The sequence below is a fragment of the uncultured Roseovarius sp. genome (assembly GCF_947259555.1).
Lineage (GTDB): Bacteria > Pseudomonadota > Alphaproteobacteria > Rhodobacterales > Rhodobacteraceae > Roseovarius.
In genome coordinates this window covers 115,443-138,034 of the sequence record NZ_CAMYMD010000100.1, presented here as the reverse complement: position 1 = coordinate 138,034, position 22,592 = coordinate 115,443, and the positions used below count along the sequence as shown (strand labels likewise).

At 60.9% G+C, this 22,592-nt stretch carries 25 protein-coding genes; 7 read left to right on the top strand and 18 right to left on the bottom strand.

Going from position 1 to position 22,592, the window contains the following annotated elements:
* Positions 1–97 precede the first annotated feature (97 nt).
* Complete coding sequence (locus tag Q0X85_RS16910) at positions 98–340, top strand: hypothetical protein (protein WP_297773943.1); 243 nt, start codon at positions 98–100, stop codon at positions 338–340.
* Positions 341–409: 69 nt separating this feature from the next.
* Here the strand turns inward: Q0X85_RS16910 and Q0X85_RS16905 are convergent, their stop codons facing one another.
* From Q0X85_RS16905 to Q0X85_RS16895, 3 genes are all read right to left on the bottom strand, one after another.
* The gene (locus Q0X85_RS16905; protein ID WP_297773941.1) at positions 410–2,221 is read right to left on the bottom strand and encodes an ABC transporter ATP-binding protein; all 1,812 of its coding nucleotides are present in this window, start codon (positions 2,219–2,221) and stop codon (positions 410–412) included.
* Between the two features lie 83 nt (positions 2,222–2,304).
* On the bottom strand, positions 2,305–3,114 hold the full coding sequence (locus tag Q0X85_RS16900) for a PHB depolymerase family esterase (RefSeq protein ID WP_297773939.1): 810 nt from the start codon (positions 3,112–3,114) through the stop codon (positions 2,305–2,307).
* A 171-nt stretch (positions 3,115–3,285) separates the two neighbouring features.
* Positions 3,286–4,101, bottom strand: a complete 816-nt coding sequence (locus Q0X85_RS16895) for a cyclase family protein (RefSeq protein WP_297773937.1) — start codon at positions 4,099–4,101, stop codon at positions 3,286–3,288.
* A 104-nt stretch (positions 4,102–4,205) separates the two neighbouring features.
* On the opposite strand from Q0X85_RS16895, the gene Q0X85_RS16890 reads away from it, so the two are divergent.
* Both Q0X85_RS16890 and Q0X85_RS16885 read left to right on the top strand, forming a co-directional pair.
* A complete protein-coding gene (locus tag Q0X85_RS16890; protein WP_297773936.1) occupies positions 4,206–4,472 on the top strand; it encodes a hypothetical protein in 267 nt (88 codons plus the stop codon).
* Positions 4,473–4,483: 11 nt separating this feature from the next.
* On the top strand, positions 4,484–5,065 hold the full coding sequence (locus Q0X85_RS16885; protein WP_297773935.1) for a DUF1523 family protein: 582 nt from the start codon (positions 4,484–4,486) through the stop codon (positions 5,063–5,065).
* A 14-nt stretch (positions 5,066–5,079) separates the two neighbouring features.
* On the opposite strand, the gene Q0X85_RS16880 is transcribed toward Q0X85_RS16885, so the two are convergent.
* From Q0X85_RS16880 to Q0X85_RS16845, 8 genes are all read right to left on the bottom strand, one after another.
* Positions 5,080–5,952, bottom strand: coding sequence for a DmsC/YnfH family molybdoenzyme membrane anchor subunit (locus Q0X85_RS16880; protein WP_297773933.1), 873 nt, complete (start codon positions 5,950–5,952; stop codon positions 5,080–5,082).
* Positions 5,952–6,734 carry a 4Fe-4S dicluster domain-containing protein gene (locus Q0X85_RS16875; protein ID WP_297773932.1) on the bottom strand — a complete coding sequence of 261 codons (783 nt, stop codon included), beginning with the start codon at positions 6,732–6,734 and terminating at the stop codon, positions 5,952–5,954. The genes Q0X85_RS16880 and Q0X85_RS16875 overlap by 1 nt, the downstream gene beginning before the upstream one ends.
* Positions 6,731–6,880: a hypothetical protein gene (locus Q0X85_RS16870; RefSeq protein WP_297773931.1), complete on the bottom strand. Its 150-nt coding sequence runs from the start codon at positions 6,878–6,880 to the stop codon at positions 6,731–6,733. The genes Q0X85_RS16875 and Q0X85_RS16870 overlap by 4 nt, the downstream gene beginning before the upstream one ends.
* On the bottom strand, positions 6,877–9,699 hold the full coding sequence (locus Q0X85_RS16865; RefSeq protein ID WP_297773930.1) for a molybdopterin oxidoreductase family protein: 2,823 nt from the start codon (positions 9,697–9,699) through the stop codon (positions 6,877–6,879). Before Q0X85_RS16865 ends, Q0X85_RS16870 begins: the two co-directional genes overlap by 4 nt.
* Before the next feature lie 132 nt (positions 9,700–9,831).
* Positions 9,832–10,998, bottom strand: a complete 1,167-nt coding sequence (locus Q0X85_RS16860; RefSeq protein ID WP_297773929.1) for an acetate/propionate family kinase — start codon at positions 10,996–10,998, stop codon at positions 9,832–9,834.
* Between the two features lie 3 nt (positions 10,999–11,001).
* Positions 11,002–12,777 (bottom strand): sulfoacetaldehyde acetyltransferase, encoded by a 1,776-nt coding sequence (gene xsc, locus Q0X85_RS16855; RefSeq protein ID WP_297773928.1) that lies wholly within the window; start codon positions 12,775–12,777, stop codon positions 11,002–11,004.
* A 214-nt stretch (positions 12,778–12,991) separates the two neighbouring features.
* Complete coding sequence (locus Q0X85_RS16850) at positions 12,992–14,494, bottom strand: PLP-dependent aminotransferase family protein (protein WP_297773926.1); 1,503 nt, start codon at positions 14,492–14,494, stop codon at positions 12,992–12,994.
* 94 nt (positions 14,495–14,588) lie between these two features.
* Complete coding sequence (locus tag Q0X85_RS16845; protein ID WP_297773924.1) at positions 14,589–15,272, bottom strand: winged helix-turn-helix domain-containing protein; 684 nt, start codon at positions 15,270–15,272, stop codon at positions 14,589–14,591.
* 72 nt (positions 15,273–15,344) lie between these two features.
* On the opposite strand from Q0X85_RS16845, the gene Q0X85_RS16840 reads away from it, so the two are divergent.
* A complete protein-coding gene (locus Q0X85_RS16840; protein ID WP_297773921.1) occupies positions 15,345–15,668 on the top strand; it encodes an NIPSNAP family protein in 324 nt (107 codons plus the stop codon).
* Positions 15,665–16,012 (top strand): antibiotic biosynthesis monooxygenase, encoded by a 348-nt coding sequence (locus Q0X85_RS16835; protein WP_297773919.1) that lies wholly within the window; start codon positions 15,665–15,667, stop codon positions 16,010–16,012. The genes Q0X85_RS16840 and Q0X85_RS16835 overlap by 4 nt, the downstream gene beginning before the upstream one ends.
* Positions 16,013–16,029: 17 nt before the next feature.
* Here Q0X85_RS16835 and Q0X85_RS16830 read toward each other — a convergent pair whose 3' ends face one another.
* Both Q0X85_RS16830 and Q0X85_RS16825 read right to left on the bottom strand, forming a co-directional pair.
* Positions 16,030–16,440, bottom strand: coding sequence for a hypothetical protein (locus Q0X85_RS16830; RefSeq protein ID WP_297773916.1), 411 nt, complete (start codon positions 16,438–16,440; stop codon positions 16,030–16,032).
* Positions 16,441–16,443: 3 nt separating this feature from the next.
* The gene (locus tag Q0X85_RS16825) at positions 16,444–17,481 is read right to left on the bottom strand and encodes a glucokinase (RefSeq protein ID WP_297773914.1); all 1,038 of its coding nucleotides are present in this window, start codon (positions 17,479–17,481) and stop codon (positions 16,444–16,446) included.
* A 210-nt stretch (positions 17,482–17,691) separates the two neighbouring features.
* Here Q0X85_RS16825 and Q0X85_RS16820 point away from each other — a divergent pair, with 210 nt between their 5' ends.
* The gene (locus Q0X85_RS16820; RefSeq protein ID WP_297773912.1) at positions 17,692–18,171 is read left to right on the top strand and encodes a hypothetical protein; all 480 of its coding nucleotides are present in this window, start codon (positions 17,692–17,694) and stop codon (positions 18,169–18,171) included.
* Positions 18,172–18,239: 68 nt separating this feature from the next.
* Positions 18,240–18,590 (top strand): RidA family protein, encoded by a 351-nt coding sequence (locus Q0X85_RS16815; RefSeq protein WP_297773909.1) that lies wholly within the window; start codon positions 18,240–18,242, stop codon positions 18,588–18,590.
* A 50-nt stretch (positions 18,591–18,640) separates the two neighbouring features.
* Here the strand turns inward: Q0X85_RS16815 and Q0X85_RS16810 are convergent, their stop codons facing one another.
* The 5 genes from Q0X85_RS16810 to Q0X85_RS16790 all read right to left on the bottom strand — a co-directional run bounded on the left by Q0X85_RS16810 (position 18,641) and on the right by Q0X85_RS16790 (position 22,557).
* Positions 18,641–19,597 carry a D-glycerate dehydrogenase gene (locus Q0X85_RS16810; protein WP_297773905.1) on the bottom strand — a complete coding sequence of 319 codons (957 nt, stop codon included), beginning with the start codon at positions 19,595–19,597 and terminating at the stop codon, positions 18,641–18,643.
* On the bottom strand, positions 19,594–19,932 hold the full coding sequence (locus tag Q0X85_RS16805; RefSeq protein ID WP_297773903.1) for a tRNA-binding protein: 339 nt from the start codon (positions 19,930–19,932) through the stop codon (positions 19,594–19,596). The genes Q0X85_RS16810 and Q0X85_RS16805 overlap by 4 nt, the downstream gene beginning before the upstream one ends.
* The gene (proC, locus tag Q0X85_RS16800; RefSeq protein ID WP_297773900.1) at positions 19,925–20,740 is read right to left on the bottom strand and encodes a pyrroline-5-carboxylate reductase; all 816 of its coding nucleotides are present in this window, start codon (positions 20,738–20,740) and stop codon (positions 19,925–19,927) included. The genes Q0X85_RS16805 and proC overlap by 8 nt, the downstream gene beginning before the upstream one ends.
* 42 nt (positions 20,741–20,782) lie before the next feature.
* Positions 20,783–21,283 carry a YbjN domain-containing protein gene (locus tag Q0X85_RS16795; protein WP_297773897.1) on the bottom strand — a complete coding sequence of 167 codons (501 nt, stop codon included), beginning with the start codon at positions 21,281–21,283 and terminating at the stop codon, positions 20,783–20,785.
* Between the two features lie 389 nt (positions 21,284–21,672).
* On the bottom strand, positions 21,673–22,557 hold the full coding sequence (locus Q0X85_RS16790; protein ID WP_297773894.1) for a LysR family transcriptional regulator: 885 nt from the start codon (positions 22,555–22,557) through the stop codon (positions 21,673–21,675).
* Positions 22,558–22,592 lie beyond the last annotated feature (35 nt).

The window sequence follows — 22,592 nt, the reverse complement described above, 5'->3', positions numbered from 1 at the left end:
TTTGCTGCAATTATCTGTTCCATTGCAATGAGAGGTATGGCATACAAATGGTAATCCCGAATGGGATGTTATGGTCTATCACGACTTGGAGAATGTTATGAAAAAGATTTCCATGATTGCCGCAGCTTCCGCTCTGGCTTTGTCTACTGCTGCTCCTGCCTTTGCTCAGGACGCAGAGGTCAACACCGATCCGTTCGTTTCGACCCAAGGGGCTGGCGCTGGTCTCGGTCTCGGCGTGACCGGCACGACTGTTGCCGCCGCAGTGACGGGCATTATCTTCGTGACGGCGGTTGCGTCGTCCTCGGACGATAGCTCGACAGCGACAGGATCCACCAACTAAGCTGCTCGGCGATTTGTCGTCGGCACATCTGGTGTTGAAAATTGAGAAACGGGCCTTAGGGCCCGTTTTTTATGTCGTGCCATCGGGATCAAGTTGCGCCAGATGCGCGGATACGTTTTCCTGCGTTTCGTACAGGCTGGAATAGTATCCGCCTTGTGCGAGAAGATCACTGTGAGTGCCCTGCTCCACAAGGCGACCTGCGTCGAGCACGTAGATGCAATCGGCATCCACTATTGAGGAGAGACGATGCGCGACCATGATTGTGGTCCGTCCCGCAGTCAGGCGAGCCAAGGCTGATTTGATCCGTGCTTCAGTCGCCTGATCGAGCGCACTTGTGGCTTCATCCAAAAGCAAAATCGGGGCATCGGCGAGAAACGCGCGCGCGATTGCAATCCTCTGTTTTTGTCCGCCAGAGAGATGCGCCCCTTTCGGTCCGACAGGCGCGTCGCCACGCCGGCGGATCAGATCCGAGATCTCTGCACTCTCGGCCGCCCGCCATATATCGGCGTCGCTGGCATCTGGATTGACGTAACGGATATTCTCCCAGATCGAATTGTTGAAGATGACGATGTCTTGGGCGACCACGGAGAATGCACCGCGCAGCGCCGCCAGAGTGAGCTTGTCAATTCGTGTGCCGCCAATAGTGATCTGCCCGCCCTGCACGTCGTAGAGCCGGGAGAGCAATGACAGAATGGTGGATTTACCCGAGCCGGTGGCCCCAACGATTGCCGAGATGTTCCCGCCATTGAACGTGATCGACAGGTCGTCGAACAGGGGCTGGTCATCCGAATAGCAAAACCGCACGTGATCTAGAACGATATCACCTCTGGTATCGACGCTCGTCGTCGCATTTGGTTTGTCGAAGATGGTTGGTTGCTCGAGGTAGAGGCCTCGCACGCGGTCGAGAAGCACGATATGCGATTGCAGAGATCCCAAAAACTGAGCGAGAAGTCGGGCCGGATCAAACACCAGGACCATGCCAAGCAGAAATGTGATGATCCCCGCACCGTCCATGTCGAAATCGGGATGAAGAACCATGAAGCCCCCGCCACCGATGACCAGAACATAGACAAAGGCTGAACTGAGGTCGATCGAGGGCATTACCAGCGCCTGTGTCCGTTGGACACGTAACGTCAGGTCTCGTATGGCAGCGGTGCCCTTTTCGAGACGCGCGGTCTCGACCGCCTCTTGGCTGGAGATCTTGACCGTGCGCATCCCGCCGACAGTTTCGTCGATGCCGTTCATATAATCACCAAGGGCTTGTTCGGCTTGCGCTTGCACCATCTTGACCCGCCCAGACACGAAGTTCATCACCCAAATGATGAAAGGCAACACCAATACAGCGGCCGTGAACAGGACCGGGTTTTTCCAGATAAGGTAGCCTGAGACGATGACGACCGTGACCGCGTCGCGCACCGCGTTGGCTGTACCGAGGCCGATGAAATGACCCAAACCCTGGGTTTGGGTGACAATGCGCTGAATGATCTCGCCGGATTTCGTGCGCTCGAAATAGGCCAGATCAAGCTCCATCATATGCGAAATCAGGTCACGCCGCATTTCGTAGATTGCGCCATTGCTCACCCATACCGAGATGCGCGGTACGAGATACGCCATGAGCGCGCGGATACCGAACAGAAAGAAGACGGCAACACAGACAAGCGCCAGTTCGCGCATTGTGCCATTCTCGAAGATCACGCGGAGGCCGTTCTCGGTGATCGACAAGAACTGTTGATAGACGACGCCCTGGATGATGATCATAATCAGGACAAGCCCAAGCCAGGGCGCGCGCTTTTTCATGTAGCGATGCCATAGCCAGCGCAGGTTGTCGCGGTCGCGTGGAGAAAACAGCGGTGATTTGCCGGGACGGTCAGGGCGAGTCATGCGGGCGGGATCACTATCAGGTTCATGCCCGGCGTCTTAGAACGTTCATGGCGTTAGGTCATCCTATATATTGGCAGGGCGTGTCATGGATAGGACGGTGTGCGGTGCAGCAGTTCATCGAGTTGCCGGGCAATCCAGCCGCGCGGGATGAAATGACCTCGTTTGTGGACATCCAAAGTCACGCGACCTTTCCCGCAATCCGTCCAGGTGGTGCGCGTGAACATGTCGTGTTTCGTAACGCTCCATGTATCTGTGTCGATGTCGGCGTCGTCGCAACGCAGCCTGTCGCGCCAGAGTTTGACGGGCCACGTTGTTTGACCTGTAGGACCGAACGGGAAGTCCATCACAGTATCGGCGGTGCCGTGGACGTGACGCACGTCTTGAGGGGCCTGCGGGCAGATTTCCGATTGGCGCAAGGTGCCTGAGACGGCTAGAAGTGCGGCGATAACATTGCCGTTCTCGCATGCATAGCGCCATGCCATTGCCGAACCGTAAGAATAGCCCGAGACAAAGATGCGGTTGCGGTCGATCGGATAGCGTTTGGCGGCGTCCTCGATTACGGCAGCGGCAAATGCGACATCATCGGTTTGGTCGGTCCAGAAATTCCAGGTCTTGCCCTGTCCGTTGGGGGCCAGCAAAAGCACGCCGCGACGCCGTGTTGCCCCGGAAATGCGGCCATGTTTGACGATCAGGGTACCCTGCCGCATCCAGCCATGAAAATGCAACAGCACGGGCAGAGGTGATGTGCCATCCCAGTCGTCGGGTTCCTTGACGTGGTAGGACCGCTCGCCGAGGGGACAGGGATTTTCGGCATGACAGACGGCTTGCTCGGGTGACACAGCGAGTGAATTTGTGGGCCACAGCAGGGCCAAAATTAGCGGGATCAGGTGCATGGGTGCTCCGGTCGAGATGCGTCAAATGCAACGTAACCGCCGCGTGTGAAATATCATGTCACAAGCCTGTCAGTCTGGGCGATCATGGCCTGTTGCTGCCGTTTGCGCCTCCCGCGCGGCACCTTTTGCCGTTCGCTTAATGGCGGCAACAAGCCAAAACCTCCTCTTTTGCTAAATGAGCGCGAAAATGCGGGCCGGGCCGCCGGTGCCGCCGCGATGCTTGGGCGCGCCGATCACCACGGTCGCGCCCGCCGCCGGTACCTTGTCGAGGTTGGCCATGCATTCGATGCCGAATCGCCCCGTCGGCAGCCACGCGTAATGCGTGGCGAAATCCGCCGAGGGGCCGTGATCGAGAGACAGCGTGTCCGAGGCGATGGAACGCGCGCCGGTCTCTTCGATGAGCATCTGCGCCGCCTCGACGTGGAAGCCCGGGTAGTGCTGTTTCTCGCCGTCAAACCCTCGGAAGGCATCGCTGCCGGTCTTGGCCCCCCAACCGGAATAAAGCGCCACACAGGCCCCGTCGGGGATGTCGCCATTGGCCGAGATCCACGCCTTGAGGTCGTCGGGGGTGAGCCGCGTGTCGGCATCCTCGGCCGCGCGCGCCGCGATATCCACGACGCAGAGCGGCGCCACGAGATTACCCACCGGGATTTCATCGACGGACGCCCCATCGGCGGAGAAGTGCAGCGGCGCATCGACATGGGTGCCGGTATGCTCGTTGACCGTCAGCGTCAGCAGGTTGAAGCCGTGATCGGCAAAGTTGAAATTCTGCTCGGTGGAGATGCCGGGCGCACCGAAATAGGTCGGAAAATCGGCGTCATAGGTGTGGGTCAAATCCTCGACCGTGCTATGGCCATGCGCCATCGCAGGGGATGCGCCCAAGGGCGAGAGCGCTGTGGCGGCCCCGGCCCCGACGGCGGTTCCAAAGAAGGCGCGGCGCGACAGCATCCTGTCCTTGACCGTATTGATTACGCAGGCGTCACACATGGCATGTCCTTTCCGGTTTCGGTGCATATGGGGTGCAGCCTAGCATGATTCTGCGCTATGCAGGGGTGCGGCTTTGGTCGGTGGACCGGAAAGGGAGAGGGCGGATGCTGGCATTGATGCGGTTGCTGATCTTCGGGCTGATCGCTCTGACGGCGCTCTATCTCGGGATTTCCTGGTACTCGCGGTCCGCGCGGCGCAAGAAAATGGAGCACGACTGGGAAGAGGCGGGTCGCCCCGGCGACCGGGATGCCTATATAGAGGCCGGAATGGTGCAATATGAGCAATCGTTGCGCAAACGGCTGATCTGGCTGGTCTATATCCTTCCGGTGACGCTGATCTGTGTCATCATCTATGTCACGAATTTCATGTAAGGGGGCCACGCATGGTCTATGTCAAATGGGTGTTTTGGGGTGTGTTCTGGACGGTGGTAATCGCCTTTCTGCACTATACGCTGCCGCAGCATGACGTGGTACGGATCACCGACACCTATGAAAAACGGGTCAATCCGGGCGATAACGCATTGTTCTGGTCAAGCGCCGATACCGGCGATGATCCGACGGCGACCGAGCGCGATGTGTTCTTTATCCAGACCTTCCAGGCCAATGACAAACCGATGATCTATCGCAACGAGGATACCGGCTGGGGCTGGCCGCCCTATTTCAAGTTCGACACGGCCAATCTGCAGGCTGAGGCGTCGGACATGATGTCCAAGAAGAATGCCGCGACCGCGCAATGGGTGGTGGTGCGCCATTATGGCTGGCGCAATGAGCTGTTTTCGATTTATCCCAATGCGGTTAGCATCCGCGCCGCCACCGGGCCGGACGAGCAGATCATTCCCTGGGTCAAGATCGTGATTCTCGTGCTGCTGGCTGCTCTTTTCTGGGCCATTCGCGTACGCTGGATCAGGTTCCGCGAGCGGCGCATCGAGCCGGTGATGGACGAATGGAGTGAAGGGGCCCGCTGATCCCGGCGCGCCCCTCAGCGCTTGCCATAGTACAGCCCGACCACGTGCTCGGCCTCGGCGAAGAACAGCCAGCGAGAGGCGGCAACACCTGCGACATGGGCCAGAACCGCGACGATGGCCAGCATATGCGAGAACGGCAGCAGCAGGAGCGCGACGGGCAGCACATAGCCGAGCCCGAACGCGATGCCCCGCAGTTTCATCGCGTGTTTGCGCCCGACCTGATGCACCATTTCGCGCAACAGGTAGTTGGTGCCGGTATGTGGTGGCTCGAATGCGCGAACGGTGCCGATATTGCCCAGACCCGTCGCCGTTGCCATGTCGGTGCCCGAGGCGGCAAAGGCCCCGTCGCCGCGCACCCACCACAGGATTTGCAGCACGCCCGCGATCGGAATGAGGATCAGCGCGGCGCTGATTTCTCCGGCCAGAAGCGCGCCCCCTGCCAGCGATATGGCAATCAGCAAGGCCGGGGTCAGGGGGGTGTTCCAGCGCGGTACGGTTTTCATCTGCGTGTAAATCATCGAGGTGGTGAAGACCGTGCCGAGCGATAGTACGGCGCCGACCCATCCGAGAGCCGCCAGCCGGGTGTCGAAAAACACCAACCCCGCGCCATAGGCAGCCATGACCAGCAAGGCCGCGACTGCACAGACGCCTTCGCGCGACAACCAGCTGGAGCGCCATTGGCTGAACGCCTTCCACGCGCGTTCGGGGTGCCCGAGGTGAAAGGTCGAGGCCAGGAGCCCGCCCACGGCGAGCGCATAGGCGATGGCGAAGAAGGCGAAGGCGACCCAGCCGGTGACGGCAGGCAGGCCAAGGCCCAGCCAGATCAGCAGGCCAAACCCAAGCCCCGAGAGGGTGGTGAAGACGATGACAGACGGGGCGGGATGCATCAGATCTTCTCCAATGTGCGGTCAAGCCAGCCGAGAAAGCCCTTGGGCTCGTCCATCACCGGCTCCAGAAACGGGGCGAGGATGTCGATGTCGCCCGCCGGTTTGGGCTGGTCGAGCGTATCCTTGGGCCGGGGCGGCAGGTATTGGTTGACGGGTTTGGTGCCCTGTTCGGGCATGAGATCCATACCGCCGCGCTCTGCCACAAGCTGGCTCACGTCGCTATCGGGATCGCCCAGGTCACCGAAATGCCGCGCGTTCGACGGGCAGGTGCGCACGCAGGCCGGCACGCGGTCCTCTTCGGGCAGGTTGTCGTTGTAGATGCGGTCGACGCAGAGGGTGCATTTCTTCATCACGCCCTCGGCCTGATCCATCTCGCGCGCACCGTAGGGGCAGGCCCATGCGCAGAGCCCGCAGCCGATGCAGTCGGCTTCATTGACCAGAACGATGCCGTCCTCGACCCGCTTGTAGCTGGCCCCCGTGGGGCAAACGGTGACACAGGGCGCACCCTCGCAATGCAGGCAGGATTTGGGGAAATGCACCAGCTGTGCGGCGGGGTGCGGCATGGCGGATGTCGCCAGCGGCTGCACCTCGTAGCTGTGCACTCGGTTGAGGAAGGTGCCCGACGGGTCCGCGCCGTAAGGGTCCTGATCGCTGAGCGGTGCGCCGTAATTCTCGGTGTTCCAGCCCTTGCAGGACACCACGCAGGCATGACAGCCGACACAGGTATCGAGGTCGATGACGAGACCGAGTTTGCGGGTCGTGGTTTCGGGAAGCGTGGTCATGCGGTCCGCTCCTCAAGTATGTGGGGGCGGGTGCTCACTGGCTCTTCGCGGGTCTTGTCCCATGTGGCAATGAACCAGATGAACGAGCCGACGCCGAACGCGACAAAGGCTAGAATGGCCAGCAATGTCAGGGTCTTGCCGCTCATTTACCGACCTTCCATTCAAGGTGGTCCGGGCCTTGCCCCACCGGCGATTTGATCGGGGCGAAGATGGGTTGCGCCTCTGCCGGGGCGGTTGATTTCTCGATCTTCACCCGCAGATCGAACCATGCCGCCTGCCCGGTGATCGGATCGGAGTTGGACCAGCGCAGCCCATCACCCTTTGGTGGCAAGAGCTCGTGGATCAGGTGGTTGAGCAGGAAGCCGCGCGTCGCCTCGGGCGCATCCTCGGACAGCGCCCAAGCGCCCTTGCGCTTGCCGATGGCGTTCCATGTCCAGACGGTGTTTTCATTGAGCGCGGCCATGTGGGCGACCGGCACGGTGATCTCGCCATGCGCCGAGGTGACGCGCGCCCAATCGCCGTCACTGAAGCCGTGTTTTTCCCAGAGTTTCGTTGGCAGGTAGAGCGGGTTCTGCCCGTGGATCTGCCGCAGCCAGGCGTTTTGCGTGCCCCAGCTGTGATACATCGCCATCGGGCGCTGCGTCAGCGCATGGACGGGGAACTCCTGGGTATCGACGCTGTCGTCCTCGAAGGGCGGATACCAGATCGGCAGCGGGTCCATCATGGATTTGATCCGCGCGCGCAGGTGATCGGGCGGTTGACGCTCCCCATGGCCTTCTGCGGCAAGCTGAAACTTGCGCATCGGCTCGGCGTAGAGATCGAAGATATAGGGCTGCGGTTTGTCGAATATGCCCATGCCGACGGCCCAGTCCTGATAGGCCATGTTCCACGGCTTGTAGTAATTTGCGCCCTCGGGAATGTGGCTGACGAAAAAGCCGCCGTTTTCGATATAGCGGTCGATCTGCGCCGGGTTGGGCGCGCCGCGGCCCACATCCTCGCCATTGCCGCGAAAGCCCGCGAGCGGGCCGATACCCGGCTTGCGCTCGTGATTGACCATGTAATCTGCATAATCGCGGTAGCGCGGCGTGCCGTCCTCGGCGGTAAAGCCGGGCAATTTCAGCTTGTTGGCCAGTTGCACCAGCACCGTCTGAAAGCCGCGCACGTCACGGTCGGGTTCCACCACCGGCCAGCGGATCGCGTCCGCCGCCGCGTCCGCTTCGCAAATCGGGCGGTCGAGCAGGGAAATGCAGTCGTGGCGCTCCAGGTAGGTCGTGTCGGGCAGGATGAGGTCGGCATAGGCGACCATTTCGGAACTGTAGGCATCCGAATAGATGATGCGCGGGATGACATACTCGCCACTCTCGTCCGTGTCGGTCAGCATCTCCATCACGCCGCGCGTGTTCATCGAGGAATTCCACGACATGTTGGCCATGTACATGAAGAGCGTGTCGATCTTGTAGGGGTCGCCCGCGTGGGCATTGGAGATCACCATGTGCATCAGCCCATGCGCCGACATCGGGTTTTCCCATGTGAAGGCCTTGTCGATGCGTGCGGGGCTGCCGTCGTCCTTGAGCGCGAGGTCTTCGGGGCCGCGCGGATAGCCCAGATGCGGGCCGTCGAGCGGCTGGCCGGGCGCGTATTTGCAATGCGGCGTGGGGTGGGCGCTCACGGGCTTGGGGTAGGGCGGCTTGAAGCGGAAGCCGCCGGGCACCTCGACCGTGCCGAGGAGGATCTGCAGCACATGCAGCGCGCGGGCGGTCTGGAAGCCATTGGAATGGGCCGATATTCCGCGCATGGCGTGGAAACTGACCGGGCGGCCGATCATCGTCTTGTGGGTCTCGCCGCGAAAATCTGTCCACTCGTGGTCGAGGGTGAACGCCTCGTCAAAGGCCACGCGGGCGATCTCGGCGGCGATGCGGCGGATCTTGTCGGGGGTGATGCCGCAGCGCTCAGACACCGCCTCGGGGGCGTATTGCGGGTCTAGGTATCGCTCAGCCATCAGGTGCATCACGGGGCGATGAGTGATCCCGTCCACCTCGTGCGTGGCACTCAGGTCGGGGCGCACGCCGGGGGTGTCGAACGCCATAAGCTTGCCGGTCTTGCGGTCTATGACTGTCGGTTTTCCGTCGGTATCGCGTAGGAAAAGCCCGTGCTCGGGTGAGTTCGGATCGGCGTTCACCAGAACGGGCGCGTTGGTGTAGCGGGCGAGGTAGTCGAGGTCGATTTTGCCTGCGCGCATCAGCTCGTGAATGAGCGACAGGATGAAGAGCCCATCGGTGCCCGGCGTGATGCCCACCCAATCGTCGGCCACGGCGTTATAGCCCGAGCGGATCGGGTTCACCCCGATCACCCGCGCGCCACGCGCCTTGATCTTGCCGATCCCCATCTTGATCGGGTTGCTGTCATGGTCTTCGGCCACACCGAACAGCATGAAGAGCTTGGTATGGTCCCAATCCGGCTGTCCGAATTCCCAGAACGCGCCGCCCATCGTGTAGATGCCGCCAGCGGCCATGTTGACCGAGCAGAACCCGCCATGCGCCGCGAAATTCGGCGTGCCGAAATTCTGCGCCCAGTAGCCTGTGAAACTTTGGCTTTGGTCGCGCCCGGTGAAGAACGCAAGCTTGGAGGGGTCGGTCGTGCGGATCGGCTCCAGCCAGTCGCAGGCGATTTGCAGCGCCTCGTCCCAGCTGATTTCCTCGAACTCGCCCGAGCCACGAGGGCCGACGCGCTTCAACGGCGCGCGCAGGCGCGAGGGGGCATTGACCTGCATGATCCCCGCCGAACCCTTGGCACAGAGCACGCCCTTGTTCACCGGATGGTCGCGGTTGCCCTCGATATAGGCCACCTTACCATCCTTCATGTGCACGTTGATGCCGCAGCGGCAGGCGCACATGTAGCAGGTCGTCTTGCGCACCTCGTCCGAGACATGGGGAGAGGTGTCGATGCGTGGCTGATGATGCGTCATGGCTGGGCCTTGTCCTTGGTCGGCGTCACGTTAGGGCAGACAAAGTCTGGCCGCGACCGTTTTCTGATATCTTTGCATTTCCTGAACATCTGTTCTGGAAATCCCGAAGACATCGGTTCATTTTTCCGGTTTTCATGGTGGCAATACATTCAGGAGATGCCGCGCGTCGGCGGCGATCATGCGTTCCTCCTGCGCGGGCACGATCCAGCCGGTGATGGCGGAGCCCGCTGCGTGCAGGCGAGTTTTGCCGGCGTCGTTCGCCGCCTCGTCAAGCTGCGCGCCGAGCCATGCCAGCCCCTGAAAGATGCGTGCCCGGATGGGGGCCGCGTTCTCGCCGATGCCGCCGGTGAAGGCCACGGCATCGACCCCCTCCATCGCACCGATCAGCGATCCGGCATGGCGTAGCGCCCAGTAGCAGAAATGGTCTATGGCAAAACGAGTCTCGGGCGTGTCCGCCTCCATCAGCGCGCGCATGTCCGACAGCCCGCCCGAAAGGCCGCGCAGCCCGCTTTCCTTGTTCAAGAGGTGATGCGTGGCCGCGATGCCGTCTTCCTCGGCGAGGCGCAGCACGGCATTGCCGTCGATCTCGCCGGTGCGGGTGCCCATAGTCAACCCGCCAAGCGGCGAATAGCCCATGGTGGTGGCGACCGACCGCCCGTCGCGGATGGCGCAGATCGAGGCCCCGTTGCCGAGGTGGAAGGCGAGCAGGCGCTTGGGCAGCGCCGCGCCGGTGAGGCTCGGCATGTGCCGCACCAGCGAGGCGTAGGAGGTGCCGTGGAACCCGTAGCGCCGGAGGCCGCGCGCCTCGATCGGCGCGGGCAGGGCATAGCGCGCCGCAACCTCGGGGTTGGTGGCGTGAAAGGCGGTGTCAAATGTTGCGGTTTGCGGCAGACCGGGGGCGAGGCGGGCCAGCGTGTTGATGGCGGCGAGGTTGTGCGGGTTGTGCAGCGGGGCAAGCGCCGAGCAGCGGCCGATTTCCGCGACTACCTCGGGTGTGATGCGCGCCGGTTCGGTCAGGTCCGTGCCGCCATGCACGACACGATGCGCGGCGGCGCGAAAGCGGCTGAACGGCAGGCCGTTGGCCTCCAGCCCCGCAAGCACCGCTTGCAGCGCGCTGTCATGGTCGGGGAAATCCTGCGCGGTCTTGACGCTGCCCAATTTCAGGCTGCCCGTGCTGCCGATGCCATCGGCGATCCCGGTCAATGTCTCGGTTAGATCGCCGTCGAAAACCGCCAGCTTGATCGAGGACGACCCGGCGTTCAGGACCAGTATGAGATCGCTATCCGCCGGGTCGTTCATTGATCAGACCTGCTGCTCGCGCATGTCGGCGGCGTCGATTCCGGCGACGGCGACGGGCTTTTTCATCGCGTCGCGGCGGAACGGATCGCCGAGTTCCTGATTGAGCAACACCTCGATCAGTGTCGTGGTGTTGTTCTCCATCTGGTCCTTGATCGCCTGATTGAGCGCGTCGGTGAGCGCGTCCATCGTCTTGACCTGCACGCCCTTGAGGCCACAGGCCTGCGCGATCCCGGCATAAGAGACCTTCTCGTCAAGCTCGGTGCCGACGAAATTGTCGTCAAACCACAGCGTCGAATTGCGCTTTTCCGCGCCCCACTGATAGTTGCGGAAGACGATCTGTGTGACCGGCGGCCACTCCTCGCGGCCAATCGCCGTCAGCTCATTGACAGCGATGCCAAAGGCGCCGTCCCCGGCAAAGCCCACGACCGGCACATGCGGCTGGCCGATCTTGGCACCGATGATCGACGGCAGGCCATAGCCGCAGGGGCCGAACAGGCCGGGCGCGAGGTATTTGCGGCCCTCTTCGAAGGACGGGTATGCGTTGCCGATGGCGCAGTTGTTGCCGATATCCGAGGAAATGATCGCCTCTTTCGGCAGCGCGCTCTGGATCGCGCGCCAGGCCATGCGCGGGCTCATCCAGTCGGGCTTGTCGGCGCGGGCGCGTTCGTTCCAGGTGGTGCCGGGGTCGTCCTCTTCGTGATCCATCGAGGAGAGCTGCTGCGCCCAGGTGGATTTCGTCTGTGCGATCAGCGCCTTGCGCGCGTCGCGGCCCGCGTCGCCCGCGCTGTCGGCGAGGCTGCCGAGGATCGAGGCCGCGACCTTTTTGGCGTCGCCCACGATACCCACGGTGACCTTTTTGGTCAGGCCGATGCGGTCGGGGTTGATATCGACCTGAATGATCCTGGCGTCCTTGGGCCAGTAGTCGATGCCGTAGCCCGGCAGGGTCGAGAACGGGTTGAGCCGGGTGCCGAGGCAGAGCACGACATCGGCCTTGGCGATCAGTTCCATCCCCGCCTTGGAGCCATTATAGCCCAGCGGCCCGGCAAAAAGCGGGTGCGAACCGGGGAAGGCATCGTTGTGCTGATAGCCCACGCAGACCGGCGCATCGAGACGCTCGGCCAGTTGGCGCGAGGCGTCGATGCCCCCCGCCAGAACCACGCCCGCGCCGTTGAGGATGACCGGGAACTTGGCCTCGCTCAGCAGCTTGGCGGCCTCGGCTATCGCGGTCTCGCCGCCAGAGGGGCGCTCGAACTCGACGATGGCGGGCAAGTCCACGTCAATGACCTGCGTCCAGAAATCGCGGGGAATGTTGATCTGCGCAGGCGCCGAGGCGCGCTTGGCCTGAAGGATCACGCGGTTGAGCGTCTCGGCGATGCGCGTGGGGTCGCGCACCTCTTCCTGATAGGCGACCATGTCCTCGAACAGTTTCATCTGCTCGACCTCCTGAAAGCCGCCCTGACCGATGGTCTTGTTGGCGGCCTGCGGGGTCACCAGCAGAAGCGGGGTGTGGTTCCAGTAGGCGGTTTTCACGGCGGTGACGAAATTGGTGATGCCGGGGCCGTTCTGGGCGATCATCATCGACATCTTGGCCGACGCGCGGGTATAGCCATCGGCCATCATGCCCGCAGAACCCTCATGCGCGCAGTCCCAAAAGGTGATTCCCGCCTTGGGAAAAATATCCGAGATCGGCATCATCGCCGACCCGATGATCCCGAAAGCATGTTGGATTCCATGCATTTGCAGGGTTTTTACAAAGGCTTCTTCGGTGGTCATCTTCATTAGGGCTATCCTTCGGGTCAGGCACGGACATCGTGCTTGGCTTGAACATCTGTGCAGACATTAGCGGCGGCGGTGGGCCGCTTCTAGGGCCAGTTGAATATGGCAGATAAAGCCAAAAATGTAAAATAATGAGAACATTGGTATCAATAATGGATATTATTTAGGCGTTGGCGTTGATTTGAAACGACCGTAACGTTGCTTTAACCTTTTGAGTTTATGTATTAATTTCGAAGCTGGTGCTGGTCCGGGGCCGCAGAGGATGGTCTGCCAATTCATGCGCCAGCTGCGCGATGCCCGGGGCGATGCGCTCCGACGAGATGGAGGAATAGGCGAGACGGTAAAAATTGCGAGGGCGGTTCGTACCATGAAAGAACGGGGTGCCCGGCTCCACGAGTACACCACGCTTGCGCAGGTGCGCGTCGAGCTGGCCCATGTCGATATGAGCGGGGGCCTCCATCCAGATCGATGAGCCGCCGAAAACGCCTCGTCCGGCGACGTCGAGCCCGTGTTCGGAGAGGGCGTCTTCCATGACCTTGCGGCGGCGGGAGAACACCTGCCCCATGCGCCGCACGAGGCTGTCGTAATGGCCGAGCGACAGAAAATAGGCCGCCGTGCGCTGAATATGGCCCGGCGGGTGCCGCAACACGGAGGCGCGCAGGGCGCGGCATTCGCGGATAAACGCCTTGGAGCCAACAAGGTAGCCAAGGCGCAGGCCCGGAAAGATCGACTTGGAGAAGGAGCCGACATAGATCACCCGACCCTCGGTATCGAGCGACTTGAGCGCCGGCAGAGGCGCGCGGAGAAAGGAGACTTCAAACTCGTAATCATCTTCTACGATCAGTGCGCCCATATCCGCCGCCTTGGCCAAGAGCGCCTCGCGCCGGGCGCGGGGCATGGTGGCATTGGTTGGGGCCTGATGGCTGGGGGTGGTGAAGATCACATCGGCCTGATCCGGCAGGGCGTCGGGCGGCAGGCCGTCTCGGTCGACGTCTACCGGCGTCAGATGACAGCGCGATTGCATGAGAATATCGCGAAGCGCGTGGTAGCAGGGGTTCTCGATTACTGCCGTGCGGCGTTGTGTCAGCAGCACCTGGGCGGTCAGCCAGAGCGCGTTCTGCGCGCCCATTGTGACCAGGATTTCAGAGGGTTGCGCGAGAATTCCGCGACGCGGCAAGGTGTGGCGGGCGATGAACTCGATCAGTTCGGGATCGTCCTGATCGTAGTAGTCGGCGGTCAGCGCCTGAAAGTCCTTTTGCCCGAGCGCGCGCAGCGCGCAATGCCGCCAGTTGGTGTGATCAAAGAGCGCCGGATCGGTCTGGCCATAGATGAACGGATAGCGATAGCGCGCCCAGTCCTGCGGCTTCTCGGGGGTGTCGCCGCCGGTGAAGCGCCGCCCCAAAGCACGCGACCAGTCGATCGTGTCGGCGCGTGCCGCGGGCGTAGTGAATGCCGGAGGTTCCGGCGCATTTTCCGAGACGTAGTAGCCGGACCGGTCGCGCGCCTCGAGATAGTCATTGGCCTGTAGCTCGGTCAGCGCGAGGGTCACCGTGATCCGGCTCACCCCGAGATGCGCGGCGAGTTTGCGCGACGAAGGCAGCTTTTCGCCCTTGCGGAAACGGCCCGACAGAATGCCTTGCGCGATCATTTGCTGGATCTGCGCCTGCAAGGTGCCCTCCGCCTCGGGGGCGAGAAAGAATGTCTCAACCGGAATCGCCATAAGATCAGCCTAGTCTGGACTTATGACTTGCGCAATCTGGTCTGAACGCGAATTGACAGCCTGTGCGACCGCCGCGCTATTCACTCGACCCGTCTCAGACGACCGGGAAGGCCCGGTCGAACGACGTCTGCCCCTCGCCGGAGACCTCGATAATCCGGCTCCCGGGTACGCGCCGGAGCCAGCCGAGGGTTTCGAAATGCGCGAGCAGGCCCCGTCCCAGACGCCCGGCCAGGTGAGACCGGCGATCCGACCAATCAAGGCAGTCACGGCACAGCGCCGTGCGGGGCGAGGGCAGGGTTTCGAGGTCAAGCCCGAGTTGGGTGACAAACTCCTGCCCCGAGGTGGTAAGGAGCAGCATGTCATCTTCATGGCGCAGGCAGTCGCGGGCCATCAGGCTGTCATACATCCGGGTGCCCATGGCCCCGGCCAGATGGTTGTAGCAGACCCGGGCATGGCGCATCGCCCGGTCGCGTGGCCCGGGGCGCGTGCGCAGTTGGCCTGCGCCCGCCGCGAGGCCCATCAGCGCCTCGAGCACATGGGCCACATCCTCGGAGCCGAGCGTGAAATACTTGTGCCGCCCCTGCTTGCGCACCCGTATCAGGGTGGCATTCTCGAGCTTTGACAGATGCGACGACGCGGTTTGCAAGGTGACGCCCGCCTCGGATGCCAACTCGGACGCTGTGAGGGCCCTGCCGCTCATCAAGGCGGTCAGGATGTTGGCGCGGGCCGGGTCACCGATGAGCGCCGCGATTTGCGCGATATCAGGTCCGTCTTTCATGGTTCGACCATAGTCGAAGCATTTGCATGTCGCAAGTGGCTAGGATCAATGCAGCCAGCCAAGGAGGACCAAATGCTGACCTGTGTGATCCGTTACCATATCGACCCGACCAAGACGGACCAATTTGTCCGGTACGCGCGCAACTGGGGGGTCGCAATCCCGCGCTGCGGCGCGGACCTGATCGGGTATTTCGCGCCGCATGAGGGCAGCAGCACGCTGGCCTATGGCCTCTACACCGTGGCGTCGCTGGCCGATTACGAGGCTTATCGCGCACGGCTGGCAGAGGATCCGCTGGGGCGCGAAAACTATGCTTTTGCGCAGAAAGAGAAGTTTCTGTTGCGCGAAGACCGGACTTTCCTGAAGCTGGTGCCCGCAGCACGGGGAGAAATGGAATGATCGCGATCATATTCGAGGTGGAACCGGCAGAGGGGCAAAAGGCGCCTTATCTGGAAATGGCGGCGAAGATGCGCGCGCTGGTGGAAGGCGTCGAGGGGTTCATCAGCGTTGAGCGGTTCCAGAGCCTGACCCATCCCGGCAAGCTCTTGTCGTTGAGTTTTTGGGAGGATGAGGCGGCGGTGGAGCGGTGGCGCAAGCTTCATGAGCATCGACATGCGCAGAGCCTCGGGCGCGAGGTGATGTTTGACGACTACCGCCTGCGCGTCGTCAGCGTGATCCGGGATTACGGCAAACATGACCGCGCCGAGGCGCCGAAGGATAGTCTCGAAGTGCATGGCGGCTGACATTGCAGAGTCGAGCTTCAGTCACGATCACGTAGTGCAATTCCCGCAAGCAGGCCCAATACGCTGGCGAGCGCAGCCAATATGCCAAGCAACTCGCGAAATTCCTTAACAAACTCGTGATCACGAAACATGAAAGAGAGCAAGGCCGCCATCAACAGAATAAAAACGATCAAGACAAAAAACACTGCGCGTCTTCCCAAGCGAAATCTCTGAAAGGTTTGCGCCCTTTTCTTCTTGACTTCGGTAACTCCATAAACAGCGTGTACAGCCTTTTCGATGGCATTTACACGTGCGCTCGACAATTGTCCTTTTTCAAACTTGTCAAGAAGGGCCTCGTTGAGATCAAACCCCCGTATCTCTGTTCTTAATTCACGCACCATTGCACCCTTTGACAAACCTCTATCAGCGCGAATTCGCGACAATTGCATCGCTCACTCCTCAGTTAACAAGAAATCCATTTCAAACATCGAACGATGTGCACAACCAAGGAGCGGAATATCAGCATTAGTAAGCAGAACGACCGGCACTTTCGCGATGCGGTCGCTGTGGCTACATCTGTCCGCATAATGACGTTTAAAACGGGTTTTCAGAAGCGCCGCAGGCATTAGACGCAGCGCCCCGCCCCACAGAAAAACCGCCTTGTCGCAATTGAAGGCCAAAGCGGCATTTCCGCAGAAATTAGCTAAGAGCTCGCAGAACAACTCTATCGTGTCGGTTGCCGCCTGATCCTTCCCGCTCGTCGCAAGCATGACGATTTCCTTGGATTGAATCGCGTAATTTGGTTCCGCAGAGTAATCCGCTTTGCGAAAATAGTTGTACATGTTGCGCAAGCCAACGTGGGATAGAGCGTCTTCGTACGACTGCTTGCCGCGAAAGACGCCCGAGGATTCCAACAGCCGGTATTGCTCCGGCGTCTCTGGTGCGAGTGACTGATGTCCGCCTTCGGAGCTGAATATATAGGGAAAACCATTCTTTTCGAGCCCGTCTACCAAGCAGGCTACTCCAAGGCCCGTTCCCGGTCCGCATACAAGCGATGTTATCCCTTGGTCTTCACCCACACGAACGGGACCGACCCGAAAACGGCCATAGACGGGTTCATAATCCTCTTTTGAGAACCCATGCTCCATCATGTAAAGGACACCATAACCCAGAGCCTCGAAATCGTTGACAATGGACGAAAATCCACGATGGTCATGATCTTCAAGGATAGCGTTGGTCGTGGTGACGTTGATTTCCCAGCCTTCTATGTTGGTTGGAGAGACTCTAATATGATCTGTCGGACCAGCGACACCGAAAGTCGTGTTGTCGATCATACAATTCTCAGTGCCCATGTGATTCCTGTAGGACACGAGAAAATGATCCATCATTTCATAGAAATCCTCGTGTTCTGAGGTGTGCAGCGCGACTCTAAAAATGAAGTCCGAAGCATCGGTGTCAAAAACCGCCCAATCTGCGGTAGTGCCGCCCAAGTCGCAACATAAGAACCTCATCTAACCCTCATCTTATCCAAAGACATTATCGTAACGATAATCTGTTGGCTAAATAGTGCAATGCTGCGAGTGAGAAACCACGCACGAAGGCAAAGCGAGTAGGTAAGAAACATGCCTCGCCAAGCTGTGATTTGATTGCAGGGCATTCCGGCGCTAGCGAGGGTGTGTTTGCAAGGAAGGGTTGGTGCCATGGCAATGAACGAGCAGATCATTCTATCGCCACAGGACAAGACCGATGCATTGGCGCTGCTGATCCTGAGACTGGGCCTGGTCTGGTTCATTTTCCTGTGGGCCGCGCATAAGGTGATCACCCCGACGCAATATCAGAACCTTGCACGCCATTTCGACGAGGTCGATGTGAGCCTTGCACAGGTTTACGCGATGGGTGGTTTCCAGATCGCGATCTGCGCTTTCGCGGCCTTTGGTATCCTGCGGTATTTTTCCTATGGTAGCCTGCTTGTCATGCACTTTTTTACCGTGACGCGCCGTTGGGACGGCTTTCTTGACCCCTTTGCCGTGAATGACAGGGGGTTTCCGATTAACCGAAATCAGGTGATCGATCTCGCGGTGCTGGCCGCTTTCATAGCGCTTGTGCTGCTTGTCCGGCGGGACCATTTCAGCGTTGGGGGATGGTTCGCGCGGCACGACAGAGCCCGCTGGTGGATGTAGCGATTGGCACTGGCATGGCTGCGGCGGTCCACCTAGAAGGGGCGGACCCATCGTTGAAAGGATACTTCATGAGCGACATCACCCGCCACCATACTGGCGCCCGTATGAGCCAGATCGTCAGCCATAATGGCACGATCTATCTCGCAGGGCAGGTCGGCAACCCCGAAGACACGGTCACGGAACAGACCCGGACTTGTCTGGAAAAGGTCGATACCCTGCTCGCCGAGGCCGGCAGCGACAAGACGCGTATCCTGCAAACCACCATCTGGCTGGCGGATATGAAGGATTTTGCCGAAATGAACGAGATCTGGGACGCTTGGGTGCCACAAGGCCATACGCCGGCCCGCGCCTGTGGCGAGGCCAAACTGGCCACCCCCAAGCATCTTGTCGAGTTCATCGTGGTGGCCGCGCACGCCTGAGCGCGCGCGCCTTTCATTGTTCCAAAAATACTCGAATACCCCGGCCAGCCTCAATTCACGAGGTTGGGCGGGGTCTCTTCGGCGAAGAACGCGCGCAGGTTTTCGACGGCCATCAATCCCATGGCTTCGCGCACTTCGAGCGCAGCTGTGCCCAGATGCGGAAGCAGGGCGACGTTCTCCATCGCCTTGAGCGCGTCCGGCACGATCGGCTCTTGCGCGTAGACGTCAAGCCCGGCCCCCGCGATCTGGCCGTCTTGTAGCGCGGTGATCAGCGCCGCCTCATCCACCACGTCACCTCGGGCGATGTTGATGAAATGCGCCGTCGGGCGCATGGCCTCGAACACGGGTGCATTGATCAACTGACGGGTTTCGGCGCCGCCGGGTACGGCTGTGACGACAAAGTCCGCCGCTGCCGCGACGTCATTCACCGATTCCAGCTGACGGGCATCGAAATCGAGCGGCTTGGGCGAGCGGTTGTGATAAACGACGTTCATGCCAAAACCGAAATGGCAGCGCCGCGCGATGGCCTGGCCGATGCGGCCCATGCCGATGATCCCGACCGTCTTGCCCGTGACATGCAGGCCGAGCATTTGGGTCGGGTTCCAGCCGGGCCATTTTCCCGCGCGCAGCATGCGCTCGCCTTCTCCTGCCCGGCGCGCGGTCATGAGGATGAGCGTCATGGCGATGTCTGCGGTGGCGTCTGTCACCGCACCGGGCGTGTTGGTTACGGCGATCCCGACATTGCGGGCCGCGGCGGCGTCGATATGGTTGTAGCCAACCCCGAAATTGGCGAGAATCCGGCAGCGCGAATTCTCGGCGTCGGTGAAAATATCGGCCGCGAACATGTCGCCAAGTGTCGGCAGGATACCGTCATAGAGCGCAAGCGCGCCGCGCATCTGGCCGGGCTTGAGCGGTGTGTTGTCGTCACGTGTCTCGACGTCGAAATGGGCGCGGGCCTCTTGGACCACGCGATCCGGCAAAGGCCGGGTCAGAAGGATACGTTTCACTGCAATTTCTCTCCGATGGGAACGTCCTGATCGGGTCGTATCAGAACGATACCGTCATTGCCATCGCTCAACCCGAGTACGAGAATTTCGGACCGAAACTTGCCGATCTGGCGCGGTGGAAAGTTCACCACCGCCAAAACCTGACGCCCGATCAGAGCCTCGGGCGTGTAATGTGCGGTGATCTGGGCGCTCGATTTTTTCTCGCCGATTTCCGGACCGAAATCGACCCAGAGCTTGATCGCGGGTTTGCGTGCCTCGGGGTAGGGCTCGGCGCGGGTCACGCGTCCGACGCGGATATCCACGGCGAGGAAGTCGTCGAAGGAAATCTCAGCCATTGCGCAGCTCCCGCGAGCGGTCGGCGGCGGCGGCGACGGTCTTTTTCATCAATGGTGGCAAGCCTGTGTCAGCGTTCATCAGCACCTCAAGCCCGGCTTGCGTGGTTCCATTGGGGCTGGTCACATTCTGGCGCAGTTGGGCGGGCGGCTCTTCTGCCGCCTCGGCCAATGCCCCGGCACCGGCGACCGTCGCTTGCGCCAATTGCATGGCAAGGTCGGGCGAGAGGCCCTGAGCCTCGCCCGCCTTGGCCATGCATTCGATCATGTGAAACACATAGGCCGGCCCCGAGCCCGACAGGCCGGTGACCGCGTCCATCTGGCCTTCGTGTTCGAGGCGCACGACCTGGCCCACCGCACGCAGCAGCATCTCGGCGAGATCGAGCTGTTCGCTGGTCGCATTGGCATTGCCGATGATTGCGGTGATGCCCCGCGCGACGGCGGCCGGAGTGTTGGGCATTGCGCGCACGATCGGGCTCTTGTCGCCCAGAATGGTCTCGAATGCGGCGATGGGTGTGCCGGCGGCCACGGAGACGAACAGCGTTGCGCCATTGCCCATTGCCGTGAGGCTCGGCAGGGCCTCGCCCATCATTTGGGGCTTGACCGCCACCAGAACGATAGCGGGGTTGCTTGGCAACTCGATATTGAGATGAACGCCGGTACCGCGCAGCCAGTCTGACGGTTTGGGGTCGATCACCCAGACCGAGGCAGGCGGCAAACCGTTCGCGAGCCAGCCCTGCAACATGGCGCTGCCCATCTTGCCGCAGCCGAGCAAGACGAGACCCTTTTCAGCCAGATCGTCCAGTGTCATGGATGTGCCCCCTCATCTGCCGTTGCCTTGAGAGGGCCAGTTTTACGCGCGGCCGTAAGCCTCTGCAATGGCGACTTGCATGGCGTCGCGGGGGGATTGATCGCCCCAGATCGACAGTTGCAGTGCGGGGTAATAGCGCTCTGCGCTCATGACCGCCGCGTGGAGCATCGTGTCGATCTGCTCGGGGCTGGCGACCTGACCACCTGCCAGCACCAGACCGTAGCGGTAGACCATCAGTTTTTGCTCGGCCCACCAGGTAAAGGAGCCAGCCCAGCACTGATCGTTGATTTCATTCAAGATCTCGAACAGTGCGGGCAATTTTTCGGCAGGCGGGTCCATCTCGAAGGTGCAGACCAATCGCAGCGTTTCGTCAAAGCCGGACCACGCCAGCGTGAGGGAATAGGTGCGCCATTGGGCTTCGACGGCCATGGCGATCTGGTCGTCGCCGATGCGGTCGAATTCCCAGTCGTGATGTTCGGCGATATGCTCAACGATATCAATGGGGTGAATGTCGTCTTGCAGGAATTGCTCTGAAAGTGCCATGGCGCCGCCTCATTTGCTATAGCGCGAGGGTCGTATTGAGCCCCAAGCGCTGGGTGCCTGCTCTACGGGCGGGGGCCAATCCCTTCGCCCATACAATATATGGTGCGGTCTCCGGCGCGGCCTGTAAAGCAAATTGTTGGGGGTAATGACAATATGTTGTGGATGGAATGAAACTTGCCGCAACGGCTCATGCCCCGAATGCACAGAAAACCGGCGACAGGTTCCATGTGCTTGGTGCGCCGCAACCTGGGGAAATGCAGATCCGGTGGGCTGCGTCCGATGCGGTTTGGGCGACCGATATCACCGACATCAAGACCCACAGACCATAATAATTGGGTGGATCACGTCTCGGTGACAATGCCGGGTCAGGTTTCAGTGACAATCAACAGTCAGCCCTGATTTTCCCTCTGCCCGAAAGACTGCGATTGTGTGAGTAGCCAGGCACTGAAATCCGATGCGGCCCCGGATGGTCGATTTACTGTCAGGTGATAGCCCTCCTTGCCATCAATTGCCGCCTCGTGCGCCAGGATCAATTGACCCGAGGCCAACGCGTGACCGGCGAGTAATTCGCTGACAAGAGCCACGCCCTGGCCATGGGCCGCCAGTTGCAGCGCCATGCCATAGCTGTCGGTGAAAAGGGAGGGGGTCAGACCGGGCAGACCAGCGGCCATGCCCCAGGTTTTCCAGCCGTCTGAGGTGCCCACGGTTTCGATCAGCTGCGCCTGTGGCAGCCGACAGGTCAGCTTCGGTGATGTGAGTGCGATCAGCCGGTTTGGCGTCAGCGCATGCGCGTTCTTGCCGGCTTGTTTGGACGACCCAAAGCGAATTTCGACATCTGCCATGGCGCTTTGAAAATCATCCGGCCAGATCGCGCTCAGGAGCCGGACGCGCAAGTGTGGATGCACTGCCGTGAATTCGTCCAGACGAGGGGCCAGAACCCATTGCGCGATGCTGACCGACGTGGCGATGGTCAGAAGCTCGTCTGACGGCCCGACATCAAACATATCGGTTGCGGCAGTCAGACGCTCAAGCGCGGCGCTCACATGCGGCAGCAAGCGGCGTCCGTCATCGGTAAGCGCAAGCCCACGTGGCAGCCGATTGAACAAGGCAACGCGCAACCGTGTCTCAAGCGCCTTGATCTGTTGGCTGACCGCCGATTGCGTCAAGCCGATTTCCGCGGCTGCGGCGGTAAAGCTGAGGTGTCGCGCGGCGGCTTCGAAGACGCGGAACCATGTCATCGGAGGAAGGGAGCGGGCCATGATCAATCCAGACATTAGTAATACTAATAGATGAGTGCATAGTTCTTTCA

Excerpts from the sequence above, each read along its gene's own strand:
- Q0X85_RS16910 (WP_297773943.1), top strand. The coding sequence starts at position 98 with ATGAAAAAGATTTCCATGATTGCCGCAGCTTCCGCTCTGGCTTTGTCT.
- Q0X85_RS16905 (WP_297773941.1), bottom strand. The coding sequence starts at position 2,221 with ATGACTCGCCCTGACCGTCCCGGCAAATCACCGCTGTTTTCTCCACGC.
- Q0X85_RS16900 (WP_297773939.1), bottom strand. The coding sequence starts at position 3,114 with ATGCACCTGATCCCGCTAATTTTGGCCCTGCTGTGGCCCACAAATTCA.
- Q0X85_RS16895 (WP_297773937.1), bottom strand. The coding sequence starts at position 4,101 with ATGTGTGACGCCTGCGTAATCAATACGGTCAAGGACAGGATGCTGTCG.
- Q0X85_RS16890 (WP_297773936.1), top strand. The coding sequence starts at position 4,206 with ATGCTGGCATTGATGCGGTTGCTGATCTTCGGGCTGATCGCTCTGACG.
- Q0X85_RS16885 (WP_297773935.1), top strand. The coding sequence starts at position 4,484 with ATGGTCTATGTCAAATGGGTGTTTTGGGGTGTGTTCTGGACGGTGGTA.
- Q0X85_RS16880 (WP_297773933.1), bottom strand. The coding sequence starts at position 5,952 with ATGCATCCCGCCCCGTCTGTCATCGTCTTCACCACCCTCTCGGGGCTT.
- Q0X85_RS16875 (WP_297773932.1), bottom strand. The coding sequence starts at position 6,734 with ATGACCACGCTTCCCGAAACCACGACCCGCAAACTCGGTCTCGTCATC.
- Q0X85_RS16870 (WP_297773931.1), bottom strand. The coding sequence starts at position 6,880 with ATGAGCGGCAAGACCCTGACATTGCTGGCCATTCTAGCCTTTGTCGCG.
- Q0X85_RS16865 (WP_297773930.1), bottom strand. The coding sequence starts at position 9,699 with ATGACGCATCATCAGCCACGCATCGACACCTCTCCCCATGTCTCGGAC.
- Q0X85_RS16860 (WP_297773929.1), bottom strand. The coding sequence starts at position 10,998 with ATGAACGACCCGGCGGATAGCGATCTCATACTGGTCCTGAACGCCGGG.
- xsc (WP_297773928.1), bottom strand. The coding sequence starts at position 12,777 with ATGAAGATGACCACCGAAGAAGCCTTTGTAAAAACCCTGCAAATGCAT.
- Q0X85_RS16850 (WP_297773926.1), bottom strand. The coding sequence starts at position 14,494 with ATGGCGATTCCGGTTGAGACATTCTTTCTCGCCCCCGAGGCGGAGGGC.
- Q0X85_RS16845 (WP_297773924.1), bottom strand. The coding sequence starts at position 15,272 with ATGAAAGACGGACCTGATATCGCGCAAATCGCGGCGCTCATCGGTGAC.
- Q0X85_RS16840 (WP_297773921.1), top strand. The coding sequence starts at position 15,345 with ATGCTGACCTGTGTGATCCGTTACCATATCGACCCGACCAAGACGGAC.
- Q0X85_RS16835 (WP_297773919.1), top strand. The coding sequence starts at position 15,665 with ATGATCGCGATCATATTCGAGGTGGAACCGGCAGAGGGGCAAAAGGCG.
- Q0X85_RS16830 (WP_297773916.1), bottom strand. The coding sequence starts at position 16,440 with ATGCAATTGTCGCGAATTCGCGCTGATAGAGGTTTGTCAAAGGGTGCA.
- Q0X85_RS16820 (WP_297773912.1), top strand. The coding sequence starts at position 17,692 with ATGGCAATGAACGAGCAGATCATTCTATCGCCACAGGACAAGACCGAT.
- Q0X85_RS16815 (WP_297773909.1), top strand. The coding sequence starts at position 18,240 with ATGAGCGACATCACCCGCCACCATACTGGCGCCCGTATGAGCCAGATC.
- Q0X85_RS16805 (WP_297773903.1), bottom strand. The coding sequence starts at position 19,932 with ATGGCTGAGATTTCCTTCGACGACTTCCTCGCCGTGGATATCCGCGTC.
- proC (WP_297773900.1), bottom strand. The coding sequence starts at position 20,740 with ATGACACTGGACGATCTGGCTGAAAAGGGTCTCGTCTTGCTCGGCTGC.
- Q0X85_RS16795 (WP_297773897.1), bottom strand. The coding sequence starts at position 21,283 with ATGGCACTTTCAGAGCAATTCCTGCAAGACGACATTCACCCCATTGAT.
- Q0X85_RS16790 (WP_297773894.1), bottom strand. The coding sequence starts at position 22,557 with ATGTCTGGATTGATCATGGCCCGCTCCCTTCCTCCGATGACATGGTTC.